This window comes from Brevundimonas sp. EYE_349 (assembly GCF_023147505.1).
Lineage (GTDB): Bacteria > Pseudomonadota > Alphaproteobacteria > Caulobacterales > Caulobacteraceae > Brevundimonas.
The window spans coordinates 270,288-284,503 of record NZ_JAHXPB010000002.1; the positions used below are offsets into that span (position 1 = coordinate 270,288).

12 protein-coding genes and 1 pseudogene are annotated in these 14,216 nt (G+C 68.3%); 7 read left to right on the forward strand and 6 right to left on the reverse strand.

Features of this window, described 5'->3' with window-relative positions:
* Positions 1 to 35 precede the first annotated feature (35 nt).
* Both KZX42_RS05040 and KZX42_RS05045 read right to left on the reverse strand, forming a co-directional pair.
* Positions 36 to 575: a hypothetical protein gene (locus tag KZX42_RS05040; RefSeq protein WP_248117674.1), complete on the reverse strand. Its 540-nt coding sequence runs from the start codon at positions 573 to 575 to the stop codon at positions 36 to 38.
* Positions 576 to 598: 23 nt separating this feature from the next.
* Positions 599 to 1,060: a YcgN family cysteine cluster protein gene (locus KZX42_RS05045; RefSeq protein ID WP_248117676.1), complete on the reverse strand. Its 462-nt coding sequence runs from the start codon at positions 1,058 to 1,060 to the stop codon at positions 599 to 601.
* Positions 1,061 to 1,177: 117 nt separating this feature from the next.
* Here KZX42_RS05045 and KZX42_RS17220 point away from each other — a divergent pair.
* Positions 1,178 to 1,441 (forward strand): annotated as a pseudogene (locus KZX42_RS17220) (DUF559 domain-containing protein); the annotation flags it as partial.
* A 47-nt stretch (positions 1,442 to 1,488) separates the two neighbouring features.
* On the opposite strand, the gene KZX42_RS05055 reads toward KZX42_RS17220, so the two are convergent.
* Together KZX42_RS05055 and KZX42_RS05060 are read right to left on the reverse strand one after the other, a co-directional pair.
* Positions 1,489 to 1,827, reverse strand: coding sequence for a multidrug efflux SMR transporter (locus tag KZX42_RS05055; RefSeq protein WP_045810457.1), 339 nt, complete (start codon positions 1,825 to 1,827; stop codon positions 1,489 to 1,491).
* Positions 1,824 to 2,402 (reverse strand): TetR/AcrR family transcriptional regulator, encoded by a 579-nt coding sequence (locus KZX42_RS05060; RefSeq protein ID WP_045810458.1) that lies wholly within the window; start codon positions 2,400 to 2,402, stop codon positions 1,824 to 1,826. The genes KZX42_RS05055 and KZX42_RS05060 overlap by 4 nt, the downstream gene beginning before the upstream one ends.
* Before the next feature lie 83 nt (positions 2,403 to 2,485).
* Here KZX42_RS05060 and KZX42_RS05065 point away from each other — a divergent pair, with 83 nt between their 5' ends.
* Positions 2,486 to 4,300: an ABC-F family ATP-binding cassette domain-containing protein gene (locus KZX42_RS05065; protein WP_248117678.1), complete on the forward strand. Its 1,815-nt coding sequence runs from the start codon at positions 2,486 to 2,488 to the stop codon at positions 4,298 to 4,300.
* An 89-nt stretch (positions 4,301 to 4,389) separates the two neighbouring features.
* On the forward strand, positions 4,390 to 5,358 hold the full coding sequence (locus KZX42_RS05070; RefSeq protein ID WP_248117680.1) for an alpha/beta hydrolase fold domain-containing protein: 969 nt from the start codon (positions 4,390 to 4,392) through the stop codon (positions 5,356 to 5,358).
* Here the strand turns inward: KZX42_RS05070 and KZX42_RS05075 are convergent.
* The gene (locus KZX42_RS05075; protein ID WP_248117682.1) at positions 5,355 to 8,246 is read right to left on the reverse strand and encodes a PAS domain S-box protein; all 2,892 of its coding nucleotides are present in this window, start codon (positions 8,244 to 8,246) and stop codon (positions 5,355 to 5,357) included. The genes KZX42_RS05070 and KZX42_RS05075 overlap by 4 nt on opposite strands.
* A 719-nt stretch (positions 8,247 to 8,965) precedes the next feature.
* Here KZX42_RS05075 and KZX42_RS05080 point away from each other — a divergent pair.
* The 4 genes from KZX42_RS05080 (at position 8,966) to KZX42_RS05095 (ending at position 13,416) form a co-directional block, all read left to right on the forward strand.
* On the forward strand, positions 8,966 to 10,153 hold the full coding sequence (locus KZX42_RS05080; protein WP_248117684.1) for a TonB family protein: 1,188 nt from the start codon (positions 8,966 to 8,968) through the stop codon (positions 10,151 to 10,153).
* Positions 10,154 to 10,197: 44 nt separating this feature from the next.
* On the forward strand, positions 10,198 to 11,238 hold the full coding sequence (locus KZX42_RS05085; RefSeq protein ID WP_248117686.1) for an ABC transporter substrate-binding protein: 1,041 nt from the start codon (positions 10,198 to 10,200) through the stop codon (positions 11,236 to 11,238).
* Positions 11,239 to 11,311: 73 nt separating this feature from the next.
* A complete protein-coding gene (locus KZX42_RS05090; RefSeq protein ID WP_248117688.1) occupies positions 11,312 to 12,304 on the forward strand; it encodes a hypothetical protein in 993 nt (330 codons plus the stop codon).
* Positions 12,301 to 13,416, forward strand: a complete 1,116-nt coding sequence (locus KZX42_RS05095; RefSeq protein WP_248117690.1) for a DUF2336 domain-containing protein — start codon at positions 12,301 to 12,303, stop codon at positions 13,414 to 13,416. The genes KZX42_RS05090 and KZX42_RS05095 overlap by 4 nt, the downstream gene beginning before the upstream one ends.
* Positions 13,417 to 13,668: 252 nt before the next feature.
* Here KZX42_RS05095 and KZX42_RS05100 read toward each other — a convergent pair whose 3' ends face one another.
* Complete coding sequence (locus KZX42_RS05100) at positions 13,669 to 14,097, reverse strand: MucR family transcriptional regulator (RefSeq protein WP_248117692.1); 429 nt, start codon at positions 14,095 to 14,097, stop codon at positions 13,669 to 13,671.
* Positions 14,098 to 14,216 lie beyond the last annotated feature (119 nt).

The window sequence follows — 14,216 nt, forward strand, 5'->3', positions numbered from 1 at the left end:
ACCCTCGCCCGCCCAGCAGCAGCCAGGTCCGCAGGTCATCGTCCGTCGGCGGACACTGATGCTTGGCGATCCGACAGTGGCTGCGATGCAGCCTTAGCCCGTGCTCTTTCAGCAGCCTCGGCGTTCTTTTCTTCCAGAATCCGATCAAGCCGCGCGTGCTCGACCAGCAGTTCCTGTCGGATTCGCTCGTCGTCTGCGGGATCGTAGGTCCGTCCACCCATCTCGTCCTCTTCGTTGTCGCTCAGGCACAGCAGCCGCATCGCCTCGACCGCCTTGGCCGAGCGCGCGATCACGCCGATCTGGCGCGCGACCTTTTCGGCCGCTCCGGACTCTGTGACCTCCGTCTTGCAGACGCTCTCGGTCGCCTCTTCGATCTTGGCCTTCATCTTCAGGAACAGCGGCTCCATCCAGCCGGCGCAGGACGCAGCCGTTTTGCGAGCGCCGTCCCCGCCGCCCTCGTCGTCATCCCGATTTCCCGCCATGCCCAAACCATAGCGCACCAGCGTCCTCAGGCCGGAAGAACGCCTACATAATTCGCCAACGATTTGTTTTATATCGATTTCAACCAGCGACATTGCGCTGGCTAGGGGGTGCTTCCCTATCGCTCGCGCCCACGCTCGACCGCCCATTCCGGCGCCTCGAAGTCCAGCGCATCCTCCGGCTCGGCCAGCGACAGCTCCGAAATCGTCTGTCCCCGCACCGACACCCCGGCCGTATGCACCGTCTCACGACTGCCCGAGATCAGGTGATGCCATTTCGCCAGCGTCCGCCCCTCGTGCAGCCGGCGATAGGCGCAGGACTTGGGCATCCACGCCAGCGCCTCGATATTGCCGGGCGTCAGCTTGATGCAGTCCGGCACCTGGGCCTTGCGGTTCGCATAGTCCGAGCAGGAACAGGCCTTCGAATCGAACAGCTTGCAGTGCACCCGCGTCGGAATGACCTCGCCCGTATCCTCGTCCTCGAACCGGATCACGCAGCAAAGGCCGCACCCATCGCACAACGCCTCCCACTCGGAAGGCGACATCTCGTCCAGGGTCTTGGTTTCCCAGTAGGCCGCCATCAGCTCCTCCCCCGCTTGCGGGGGAGGGGGACCCCGAAGGGGTGGAGGGGGCGAAGGCCGAACGACGCGCGACGCATTCCCTTGCCAAAGGCGCAGCTTGTGATGGTGATGCACTCCATGAGAGCGCCGGTCCTTACCCAAAAACGCGCCAGAAGTCTCCGTCGGGCGATGTCTTTGCCGGAAGTCTTGATTTGGCAGCGTATCCGCGGCCACGGCTTTCGCCGTCAGCACGCTTTCGACGCCTTCATCCTGGACTTCTATCGCGCCAGGGATCGGCTGTGCATCGAGATCGACGGACAGCACCACGATCCTGCCTACGACAGCCGCCGCGACGCCTATCTCGCCGAACGCGGCGTCCGCACCGTCCGAATCGCCGCGACCGATGTCCTGCGCGGTCCCCCTCCCCCGCTTCGCAGGGGAGGATCGTTTCAATGCCCCACGGTTCTGGAGAACAGGTTGATCACCACCACCCCGCCGACGATCATCGCCAGGCCCGCGATGGCCGGCGGGTCCAGCCTCTGGCGAAAAACCACCGCCCCGATCACCGAGATCAGCACCACCCCCAGCCCGCTCCAGATCGCATAGGCGATCCCCACCGGCATCTGCCTCAACGCGATGGACAGCAGGTAGAAGGCCAGGCCGTAACAGACCGCCATTCCCGCCGTGGGCCAGGCCCGCGTGAACTGGTCAGAGGCCTGCAGCAAACTGGTCCCCGCCACCTCCAGCCCGATGGCGCCCAGCAGCGCGGCCCAGGTGACGGAGCTCATGCGTCATTGGCCGTGATCGGATGACCAGGCGTCAGCAGCGACAGCAGCGCCTGTCTCTGCTCGGGCGAAACCCGGTGCGTGCCGAACTGATCCGACATCCACAGCCCGTCCGCGATCAGCCTCAGCATCAGGGCGTCGTCGGCCCCGACCGGATCGCTGGGATCGTCGTTCTTCACCTGGTCGATCCAGCCGTTCCAGCGTTGCGACAAGGTTGGATCGATGGCGCAGGCCGCCAGGATCACCCGCCCGATGCTGATGTTCTGCGGCGTCACCGGCTCGTTCACCGTCGCCCTCAGATAGGCCCGCGCATTGCGGCCATAGGGTTCGGGATCGCGCGCGGCCTCGGCCAGGATCATGTCCCGGTGCATCTGTCCCAAATGATCGATCATTCCTTCCAGCAGCGCGATCTTGCTGGGAAAATGGTGCAGCAGGGCGCCCTTGCTGACCGTCGTGCGACCCGCCACCGCATCCAGGGTAAAGCCCGACGCCCCCAGTTCAGCCGCCACCTCCAGCGCCTTTTCGATGATTTCGGCCCGGGTGTCGTCGGGCGCGCGGCGGCGTGTGATCGTGTCCATTTCGACTACATACCAACCGGACGGTAACTGTCAAATCTCAAAGGTCGTGGCGGTTCGACTTCCCCTCCTCTATATGGCCGCCCATGGCAGCCAGACCCCCTCTCGTCGCACTCAAGGACGTCCGTCTTCAGGACGGCCAGCGCCCCCTGTTCGACGGCGTCGATCTGGCGGTCGAACCGCGCAGCCGCGCCGCCCTGGTAGGTCGCAACGGCGCGGGCAAGTCCACCCTGATGAAGGTCGTCATGGGCCTGATCGAACCGGACAGCGGCGACCGTTCGGTCCAGTCCGCCACCCGTTTCGCCTATGTGCCGCAGGAGCCGGTCATCACGGGCGAGACTCTGCTGGACTACGCCTCTTCCGGCGAGGCCGAGAGCTGGACCGCCGAGGCCTGGCTGGCCACCTTCGGCCTGGACCCCGCCAAGTCCACCCAAGGCCTGTCGGGCGGAGAAACCCGCCGCGCCGCCCTGGCCAAGGCCTTCGCCGAAGAGCCCGACCTGCTGCTGCTGGACGAGCCGACCAATCACCTGGACATCCTGGCCATCGAACTGCTGGAGAACGAGCTGCTGTCGGCCCGGTTCGCCCTTCTGGTCGTCAGCCACGACCGCGCCTTCCTGAACCGCGTCACCAACACCGTCCACTGGCTTGAGGGCCGTCGCGTCCGCACCCTCAGCAAGGGCTTCGTCGAGTTCGACGAATGGTCGACCAAGGTGCTGGAGGAAGAGGCCGAATCCCTGCGTCGTCTGACCAAGACCATCGAGCGCGAGACCGCCACCTTCTACTCCTCCATCACCGCCCGCCGCAGCCGCAACGAGGGCCGCGCCCGCTCGCTTCAGGCCCTGCGCGCCGAACGCGCCGAGAAGATGAAGGACGTGCCGCGCGAACTGTCGCTGGGCGTCGATTCCGGCGCCACGTCCGGCAAACTGGTCGCCGAAATCAAGGGCGTGTCCAAGGGCTACAACGGCCGCACCCTGTTCAAGGACCTGACCACCCGCATCATGCGCGGCGACCGTCTGGGCATCGTCGGTCCCAACGGCGCGGGCAAGACCACTCTGGTCAAGACCCTGCTGGGGGAACTGGCGCCCGACGAGGGCACGGTCCGCATGGGCGCCAATCTGGAGCCCGTCTATCTGGATCAGTCGCGCGAGGGGCTGAAGTCGGACATGACCCTGTGGGACGCCCTGACGCCGGGCGGCGGCGACAGCATCATCGTGCGCGGCTTTTCCAAACACGTCGCCGCCTACGCCAAGGAATTCCTCTTCTCCGAGGCCCAGTTGCGTCAGCCGATCTCGACCCTGTCGGGGGGCGAGCGAAACCGCCTGCTTCTGGCGAGGGCGTTGGCGAAACCCGCCAATCTGCTGATCCTCGACGAACCGACCAACGACCTGGACATGGACACGCTGGACAAGCTGGAGGAGCTGCTGGAGGGCTATGACGGCACCCTGATCCTGGTGTCGCACGACCGCGACTTCATCGACCGCCTGTCCACCTCGACCCTGGCCCTGAACGGGCGCGGCGACATCGTCGAGACGCCCGGCGGCTGGACCGATTTCATCCGCCAGAACCCCGGCTTCCTGCAACCCGGCGCCAATCCCCGCCCCCAGGACAAGGCCGCCGCCCAGCGCGCCGCCGCCAACCCCGCCCCTGCTGCGGTCAAGAAGACCGCCAAACTCTCCTTCAAGGACGCCCACCGCCTGAAGGAGCTCGAAACCCTGATCGATGCGCTGCCCGCGACCATCGCCAAACACGACGCGACCCTGGCCGACCCCGCCCTCTACACCCGCGACCCCAAGGCCTTCGACGCCGCCATGAAGGCCGCCGAAAAAGCCCGCGCCGACCTGGAATCCGCTGAAATGGAATGGCTGGAGCTTGAGGAGAAGAAGGCTAGTCTGGCGGGTTAGGTGCAGGAGACGACGTCACCCTAGGGTTCACGCGAAGGGTGAACGTCTGCCCTCTTGAAACCAAACCCGTCGGCGCACACTCAAGCTTCATGACCCTGCGTAGCCATCTCGTCGAATTCGCCCCGCCTCAGCAGGCGGCCGTCCGGCGCATCAACGACGTCCTCACCCGCGCGCCGCGTCTGCGCACCGACGGCTGGCGGATCGATGCGGGCCAGCGACTGTCGCTGTGGCTGGACGCGGCCGCCGGGCGGGTCACCACGCCTCGCCTCAGGAAGCGCGGCGTCACGGTCGAGATCGTCCAGACGGATGGCGACCACCCGGTCAATCTGCGCCTCCTGCATCCGCCGGGCGCGCCCCGCGCCGTCATCCTGGACATTCACGGCGGCGGCTGGGTGATGGGCAGCGCGGGGCTGAACGACCGGCTGAACGCCCATCTGGCGCATCACGGCTTCTGCATCGTTTCGGTCGACTATCGTCTGCTGTCCGAGCGTCGCCGGGTCTATGTCGACGCCGCCATCGCCGACTGTCTGGCCGCCGCCTTCTGGACCGTGACGAACGTGGATCGGCTGGGCGCCGCGACCCTGTTCATCGCGGGCGAATCCGCCGGCGGCCATCTGGCGGCCCTCACCGCCGTGGCCCTGCGCGACAAGGGGCTGATCGACCTGGTGAAGGGCTGCGTCTTCACCTACGGCGTCTTCGATCTGTCCGGTACCGAAAGCGTGCGGTCCGCCGGGCCTGAGACCCTGCTGTTCAACGGGCCGACGATGCAGGCCGATCTGGCGCGTCTGGCCCCCGACCGCGACGAGGCGGGCCTGCGCCAGCCCGACGTCTCGCCCCTCTACGCCGACCTGACCGGCCTGCCGCCCGCCCTGTTCCTGGCCGGGGAATATGATCCGCTGTTCGAGGACAGCCTGCTTATGGCGACGCGCTGGGGCGAGGCGTCGGACGCCGACCTGATCCGCGTGCCCGAGGTCCCGCACGGCTTCCTGCACTTCGGCGGCCCCGCCGCGCGTGGCGCGCGCAGAGCCATCCGCACATGGCTGGACGCCAGGCTTTAGCTTTCGATCAGTTCGCGGATGCGCGTGCCCAGGGCCTCCATGGCGAAGGGTTTGGTCATGACGTGCATTCCGGGGTCCAGCTGGCCGTTTCCGACCACGGCGTTCTCGGCGTAGCCGGTGATGAACAGCACCTTCAGATCCGGTCGGTCGATCCGCGCGGCGTCCGCCATCTGGCGCCCGTTCATCCCGCCCGGCAGCCCCACGTCCGACACCAGAAGGTCGATGCGCGCATCGGATTGCAGCAGTTTCAGCCCCGACGCCCCGTCCGCCGCCTCGATGCACTGATAGCCAAGTTCGTGCAGGATCTCGGCGACCAGCATCCGCACCGTTGGTTCGTCGTCCACCACCATCACCGTCTCGCCGGCCTGGGCGCGCGGGGCGTGGGCGATCTCGGGCGTCGGCTCGTCCTCCACCGCGCCCAGATGGCGCGGCAGATACAGGCACACCATCGTCCCCTCGTCCCGCTCGGAATAGATTCGCACCTGTCCGCCCGATTGACGCACGAAGCCATAGATCATGGATAGGCCCAGGCCCGTGCCTTCCCCCATCGGCTTGGTGGTGAAGAAGGGCTCGAACGCGCGGGCCGCCACGTCCGGCGACATCCCGCCGCCGGTGTCGCTGACGCAGATTGAGACATACTGCCCCGGCTCCAGGTCCTGCGTGCGGGCCACGCGCGGATCGATCCAGCGGTTGCCGGTCTCGATGGTCAGTCGACCGCCGTCGGGCATGGCGTCGCGGGCGTTGATGCACAGGTTCAGCACGGCGTTTCCCAGCTGGTTCGCATCGATCAGAACCGGCCACAGCCCCGTCCCGGCGACGACCTCCAGCTGAATCCCCGGCCCCGTCGTGCGGCGGATCAAATCCTCCATGCCCCGGATCAGGCGGTTGGGATCGGTCGGCTTGGGGTCCAGGGTCTGGCGTCGCGAGAAGGCCAGCAGCCGGTGCGTCAGGGCCGCCGCCCGCTTGGCCGCCCCTTGCGCCGCCGCCGAGAACCGCTCGACGTCGCCGAACCGGCCCTGGGCGATGCGCGAACCGATGATCTCCAGGCTGCCGGTTATCCCGGCCAGCAGATTGTTGAAGTCATGGGCGATGCCGCCGGTCAGTTGTCCGACCGCCTCCATCTTCTGGCTCTGGCGCAGGGCCTCCTCGGCCTGCATCAGGGCGCTGGTGCGTTCGGCGACCTGCTCCTCCAGCGTCTCGTTGAACCGGGCCAGTTCAGCCGACTGACTGCGCAGGTCCTCGATGTCGGTGTTGGAGCCGACCCAGCGCACGATCCGTCCTTCCTCGTCGTGAACGGGCTCAGCCCGCACCATGAAGGTGCGGTACACGCCGTCGTGCCGCCGCACGCGGAACTCGGTCTCATAGACCTGGCCGCTCGCTACGGCGCGCGCCCAGGTCTCGGCGGCGCGGTCGGCGTCCTCGGGATGCAGGTTCGCCAGCCAACCGTCCGAACCGTCCAGCTCGCCTTGCCTTTGGCCGGTATAGGCATAGACCTGGGGATTGAACCAATACAGCGCCCCGTCCGCCCAGCTGGCCCAGATCTGGATCGGCGTGGCCTGGGCGAAGACCCGGAACTGGGCTTCGCTTTCCCGCAGGGCCGCCTCGCTCCTGGCGCGCTGTGTCGCCATTCGCACCCGTTCGGCGACGTCGCGCATCAGTTGAAAATCGCCTTCGTTGTATTGGCGCGCCGTCGCATTGTTGACGAAGACCATGGCCACGACCCGACCCTGCTCCATCAGCGGCATGTTGACGAAGGAGCCGGCGCTGATCCGCTTCAGCACGTCCGCCGTCGCCGCAGTGCGCGGGTCCAGCGTGACATCGGCGATGGCCACCGTCTCGCCGCGCTTGATGTCCTCGATGTAGGAGCCGTGCTCGCGGAAGGACAGGGTGCCGACGATGCTGGTCACCCCGGGCTGGTTGAAGTCGCGCTCGATGGTGATGGTCTCGGCGACGGTGTCGACCGTCCCGTATCCGGCCCGGCTCACGCCCATGGCCTGGGCCAGCACCCGCGCCGACGCCTGGGCGATCTCGCCGGCGTCGGTCAGGTCGCGAATGGCGTCGTTCAGCTCCAACAGGGCCGCCTGACGCGCTTCGCTCTGTTTTCGCTCGGTGATGTTGTTGAACAGGATGGCGACCTGATAGGCGCCCGGACGTCCGATCCTCAACGCCTGCACGTCGTACCAGCGGCCGAAGATGTCGGCCGGGTTCTCGAACCGCACGGGCTCGCCCGTGCGCGCCACGCCGCCATACAGGTCGAACCAGTGCTGCTCCAGCCCCGGCGCGATCTCGCTCACCCATTTGCCATAGGGGTCGACCAGGCCGGTCATCTCCTCAAACGCCTGATTGCCCTCCACGATCTTGTAGTCGACCGGCCGGTCCTCGGCGTCGAACTTCATCTCGATGACGCAGAAACCGGTCGCCATGGCCGAGAACAGGGCGGCGTAGCGCGCTTCGCTCAGGGCCAGCGCCTGGTCGGCGCGCATCCGTTCGGTGACGTCCACACCCTGGATTGAAATGCCCCAGACCTGTCCGTCCTCGGTCTTCATCGGCTGGAAGACGAAATCGACGTAACGTTCCTCGATCGGACCGTCTGGAACGGCCTGCATGGCGTACAGGGCGCTTTCGGCGTGATGGGCCTCGCCGGTGCGATACACTTGGTCCAGCAGCGCCAGATAGCCCTGATCGACCGCATCCCTCAGGACCTCGGCCAGCGCACGTCCCGTTACCGACCGATGACCGATCAGGGTCCGATAGTTTGGATTGATCAGTTCGAAACGATGGTCGGGCCCGACCAACAGCGCCATGAACCCCGGCGCATGGGCGAACATCTGCACCAGTTGGGCGCGGTTAAAAGCGACGGAGGCGCCTTCGGAGACAGTGATGGACAAGCCTTTTCCTCAGAGTCTGACGTCTGCGACCACAGAACCCCCAGCCGGTGAAGTTGTTGCAGCCGATCTTGTGTTCGTCACCGGACATAAGTGTTTCTCGGCGCGTTCCTGTGGACAACGCAACGCGCTGATCCGCAAATGCGAATTCGATTCGTCCACCAATGTTCACAGGTTTGTCTACCGCCGCCGGGCCAGTCGTGCACATCAGGGCGGGATCGGGCGCTTGCCTCATAGCCGGTTTCGTCCGAACGTCAACAGGCCAAGGGACACGGCGGCGCGGAAATCCGGGGGAGACCCTGGAAGATCAAGCGAACCGGCCCGGCTCTCCGACCCGGCGTTTCGGGCGGTCTTCGGATCGTAACGTGCGGCAGGCGGGATCCAGGCTCCGATCCTCGACGGTCTTCGGATCGACGATGAAGGGGGAACCGGATCGGGATCGAGGGACGATGCGGTCGCAATGCCGCAGAACGCCCACGACCAGGAGCGCGACAGGATACAGCCGACCGTCCTTTCGGGTTCGCCCGCGACGACGCCCAGGCCAGGGCCCTGACCCGAAAGGCCAAGTCCAACCCGGACTTGGCGAGGGGACGAAGCACGCGGGTCCGCCCGCACGCTTCGTCCCCTCGCTCAGTTGGGGCTGATCCTATCCGCATCGTCACACGATCACGCTAGACAAACCGCGCCCGGCCTGCACCCATGAGATGCAGACGGAGACACCCATGCGCGCAGCCCTGATCGCCCTCGGCCTGACCCTGACCACGCCCCCCGCATTGGCGGCGGCCTCTGACCAGGCGCTGGAGCCTATTCAGGTGTCGCCTGTCCGGGAGGGGCGTATTTTCTCGGCTGCTTCGTCGCTGCTGCAGGTTCCCACGACCGAGATCGCCTGCGGCGGCCAGCCGATCCAACCTCTCTACGCCGACGATCTGGCCATAGGGGCCGCCCTCAGCGCCAGCCATGAAAGGCCAGCCGTCATTCTGGCCTTTTCGGTGGACGAACAGGGCCGCACCCGCGACATTCGGCCGGTCCGGGACACCCCCTCGACACCGTCAGGCCCGATCGTCATTTCGGCGCTCAGCCCCGCCCAGGAGGAGCAGGCCGCCCTGGCCGCCTGGCGCTTCCCGGCAGGACCGCGCGCCGATTGCCGGGCGACGATCCGCTATTCGGCCAAGCCGCTGGAGGCGGCGACCACCGACGATCTGCTGCGCTATTTCGCCGTCACCCGCACGCGCGGCGCGCTGCGCGACATCGTCGCCAGGCGCCTGGGCGGCCCCGATGCGAACTGTGGCGGCGACGGTCGCGGCGGACGCGCCGCGCGCACCATCAGCGTCCCCGACTTCATGATCGGCCGGCGCCCGCCGCCGGGCGGCCGGTCCTGGTCGGTGGTGCGCTGGAACGTGAACGCCCAGGGGCGGGCGACGGGCGTCCAGACTCTCGGCTCGTCCGGCGACGCCGATCTGGATCGTGAGGCCCGTCGCGCCATGGCCGAGACGGTCCTGCGGCCGGGCGCGCCCCTGACCGGCTGCGTCTTCAACTTCAACCGCGCGGGCGAGACGCTGACGCCGCCCGATCTACCCCGGCGCGAAGAGGACCCGCAGCAGTCCTGCCCGGCGGACATCTCGGACCGGCTGCGGCTGAATATCGCGCCCGAGCGTTTTCCGCCCGCCTTCGCCAAACGCCGGATCGAGGGTTGGGCCCTTGTGCGGTTCGATCTGGCGACCTGGGGCCAGACGGGCGCGATAGAGGTGATCGACGCCCAGCCGTCGGCCGTATTCGGCGAGGACGCCAGCCGCCTGGTCGCCTCCGCCCGCACCGAGCCGGCCCTGACCGGCGCGGTCCGCTGCGTACTGCCGATCCGCTACCGCCTGCCCGACGCCAGCGGGACGGCTGCCGATGGCGCCGCCGACTGACGCCGCGCCTTTCCAACGCCGCCATCCGCCCGTAAGTCAGGCGCATGAGCTTATCGGGGAATCGGTTCCTGACCCGTCGCCGCGCCCTGATCGCGGGGGCTGCGGCCGTGGGGGCGTCGGCGGTGGGATTGCGCGCCTGCGGCCGGTCCGAGGCGCCGGTGGACGAACAGGGCCGCGTGCGGTTGCGCTTCGCCCTGGACTGGCGGGCCCAGGCCGATCACGGCGGCTTCTATCAGGCCCTGGCCAGCGGCGCCTATGAGAAGCGCGGCCTGAACGTCCAGATCGTCCAGGGCGGGCCGGCGGTGAACGTGCCGCAACTGCTGGCCTCGGGGTCGGTCGAGCTGGGCATGGCCTCCAACAGCTTCACCCCGATGAACCTGGTCGCATCCGGCGCGCCGGTCCGGGCGGTCGCCGCCTTCTTCCAGAAGGATCCGCAGATCCTGATGGCCCACCCCGACGCCGCGCTTCGCGCCATCGCCGACCTGGCCGAGCGCCCGTTCCTGATCGCCCAGGCGGGGATCGAGACCTTCTGGGTCTGGCTGAAGGCGACCTATGGCTTCACCGACGCCCAGCTGCGGCCCTACGCCTATGACCCCGCCCCCTTCATCGCCAATGCGCGCGCGGTGCAGCAGGGGTTCCTGACCAGCGATCCCTATACGGTCGAGCAGGCGGCCGATTTCGATCCCGAGGTCTTCCTCCTGGCGGACGAGGGCTATCCATCCTACGGCGCCATCGTCCTGGCCCCCAACGCCTTCGCGCGCGACAATGCGGCGGCCCTGCGCAGCTTCATCGCCGGCTCGGCCGAGGGCTGGCGCGACTATATCCGGGGCGACGCCTCGGCTGGCGACGCCCTGATCCGTCGGGACAATCCCGACCTGAGCCAGGCCCAGCTGGACCAGGCGCGCGAGCGCTTGCGCGACAAGGCCGTGGTGGATGGTGGCGACGCCGCCCTCTATGGCCTGGGCGCCCTGACGGCCGAGCGCTGGCAGGCCTTCTTCGAGGTCACCTCTAAGGCGGGCGTCTATGAGCCCGGCCTGAACTGGCGCGACGCCTTCACCGACAACTATCTGCCTGGTCGGGGCTGACCTGCGCCGTTAGCGCGGGGTTAAGCGCTGACGCCTATCCTGATGGTTGGATAATCCAAGCCGGAGAGCCGCCTTGCGCCGCGCCCTCGTTCTCACGACCGTCCTGACAGCGGCCAGCGCCCTTGCCGGCGGCGCCGTCGCCCAGTCGGCGCCGACCAATGGCGCGGGGCTGCGCTATCTGTCCTGGCCCGGCAAGCCGCCGGTCGGCGCCCGCCTGGCGCCCGCCCCCGCGCCGATCCGCACGCCCGCCTCGCCCGAGGCCGCCCCGACCGTCGTCGCCGCCAGCCGCACCCTGCCCCTGGCGCGTCTGGCCCCGTCGCCCGCAGACACGCCGCCCTCCCCTGCGCTGTCGCCATCGCCCTCGCCTCGCCGAGGTCTGACGCCCGCCAGCGACTGGACCAACCCCCAGGCCGCCCGCAACGTCCCGCAAGCCTATCCGACCTTGGCCCCCGTTCGCCCCGCCGGGGCGCCCATCCCGCCTCCGGCCTCGACCGCCGCCGAAACGCCCGCCCCCGTTCCCTATCAGCCGGCCCCGCAGCCGGTCGCGGTCAGCCAGCCCCCGGCGCCTGGACCCACGCCTGCCGCCATGGCCGAAGCGCAACCCGTCCCGCCGCTCTCCCCCCAGCCCGCCCCCTCCCCCCAGCCCGCGCCCGCAGAGACGCCCGCCGTCCAGCCGACGCCCGACCAGACCCCGGCCGCCCAGGTCGCCGGACAGACCGCCGCCGACCCGATGGCCCCGCGCCGCGACGCCCCCATCTATCGTCTGATGCGACCCCAGAGCGGCGTCGCCCTGGACGGCGCGGCCGTCGCCGGCGCCCAGCAGGCGGCCCAGCTGCCGCCCGGCGAGCAGACCGCCCGCTACTATTCGGTCCACCGCCAGGCCGGCCGCCACCCGGACACCATCGTCACGCCCCAGCCGACCTATCTGGACGCCCTGCCCGTGCAGATGACCCAGACGCCCAAGTCCGACGACCTGGCCCAGCCCGACGGCCCGCCCGCCCTGATCCGCAACGCCAACGGCTCGCTGCGCGCCGTGCCGCAGACCCAGGCCGACGACCTTCCATGAGCGACACGTCCATGGTCGAGACCGCCGTCGTCTCGGCGTCGCGCCTGCCCGACCTGATCGCCCTGGCCGGCGAGGAATCCAGCGACAAGCGCCGCCTGCTGCTGCGCGAACTGACGAGCCACTTCTTCGGCGCCCCCGAGCACAGCCCGAGCGAGACCGCCCTGTACGGCGCCGTCCTGGCCAAGCTGTCCGCCGAAATGGAGCAGGCCGTGCGCGTCGAGCTGGCCGCCCGCTTCGCCCCCGCCGCCAATGCGCCGCACAGCCTGATCCGGCGCCTCGCCGATGACGAGCTGGAGGTGTCGGAGCCGGTCCTGCGCGCCTCTGCGGTCCTGACCGAGGACGACCTGATGCAGGTGGTGCGCCGGCGCAGCCAGGGTCATCTGCGCGCCGTGTCGGGCCGCGCCGTGGTGTCCGAGGCGGTGTCGGACATCATCGTCGAGCGCGGCGACGACGACACCCTGGGCGCCCTGTTGCGCAACGACGGCGCCCGCCTGTCGCGCGCGGCGTCCGAGACGGCCGTCGAACGGGCCAAGGCCAATCCCGCCCTGCACGCCGCCACCATCGAGCGCCAAAGCCTGCCGGTCGACCTGTTGAACGAGATGTATTTCGTCGTCGAGGCCCGGCTGCGTCACCAGATTCTGGAACAGAACGCGCGGATGGACCCCGAACTGCTGGAGGCGGCGCTGGCCGCCGGCCGCACCCGGGTCGCCACCGACGACGGCGCCCTGCCGGCCGACTACGCCGAGAACCTGGCCTATGTGAACGAACTGCACGCGGCCGGCCAACTGACGCCCCAGGTGCTGATCCGCTTCCTGCGCTCGAATGGTCGGACGCCCTTCCTGATCGCCCTGTCCAAGCTGGCGGACATCGACTTCCACACCGCGCGCGGCATCGTCGAGCGCAAGGATTTGGACGCCCTGTCCGTGGTCTGCAAGGCGGCCGACATGGACCGCGCCGTCTATCTGACCTACGCCGTCGCCGTGCTGGGGTCCGAGGACAATCCGATGGGCAAGGCCGCCGCCTATGGCCGGATGTACGGCGAACTGACCCGCGACGCCGCCCTGCGCACCCTGCGCTTCTGGCGGATGCGCCGCACGGCGCAGGCGGCGTAACGCACTACTGACTTCTCCCTCCCCCTGCGGGGGAGGGTGGCTGAGGCGCAGCCGAAGCGGGGTGGGGACGGCAGAGCGACGTCCCACGACACTTGGAGTTTCCGGCAAGCGCGCCCCTGCCGGGCCGCCCCCACCCGGTCGCTGCGCGACCACCCTCCCCGGAACGGGGAGGGAGAAGATTGTGCGCCCCCCCAAAACAAAAACGCCCGCCTCCTTTCGGAAGCGGGCGTCTCTATACCGAAAGGATCCGGCTTATTTCTTGACGCGCGGCGTGCGGGCCGGCTTGCGGCCGCCCTGGCCCAGGCCCATCGACTTGGCCAGTTCCGAACGCGCCTTGGCGTAGTTCGGAGCGACCATCGGGTAGTCTTTCGGCAGACCCCACTTGGCGCGGTATTCTTCGGGGCTCATGTCGTATTTGGTGCGCAGGTGGCGCTTCAGCGACTTGAACTTGCGGCCGTCTTCCAGGCAGATCAGGAAGTCGGGCGCGATCGACTTGCGGATCGGCACCGCCGGTTCCTTGGGTTCCGGCTCGGCCTCGACCGGGCCATTGGAAACGCCCGACAGGGCGGCGTGGATACTGGCGATAAGCGACGGCAGGGTCTCGGCCGAGACTGTATTGTTGCCCACATAGGCGGACACGATGTCTGCGGTCATCTCAAGCAGTTCGGGCTTATCTTCCATTCGCGTCTTCGCTTTCCTGATCTATTGCGTTCGACCGAACGTCCAGCCGAAACATCCTGCGTCGGGTAATAGAGTTATTCGGGTTCGAAAGCAAATCCGTACGTCATGACCGATCTATG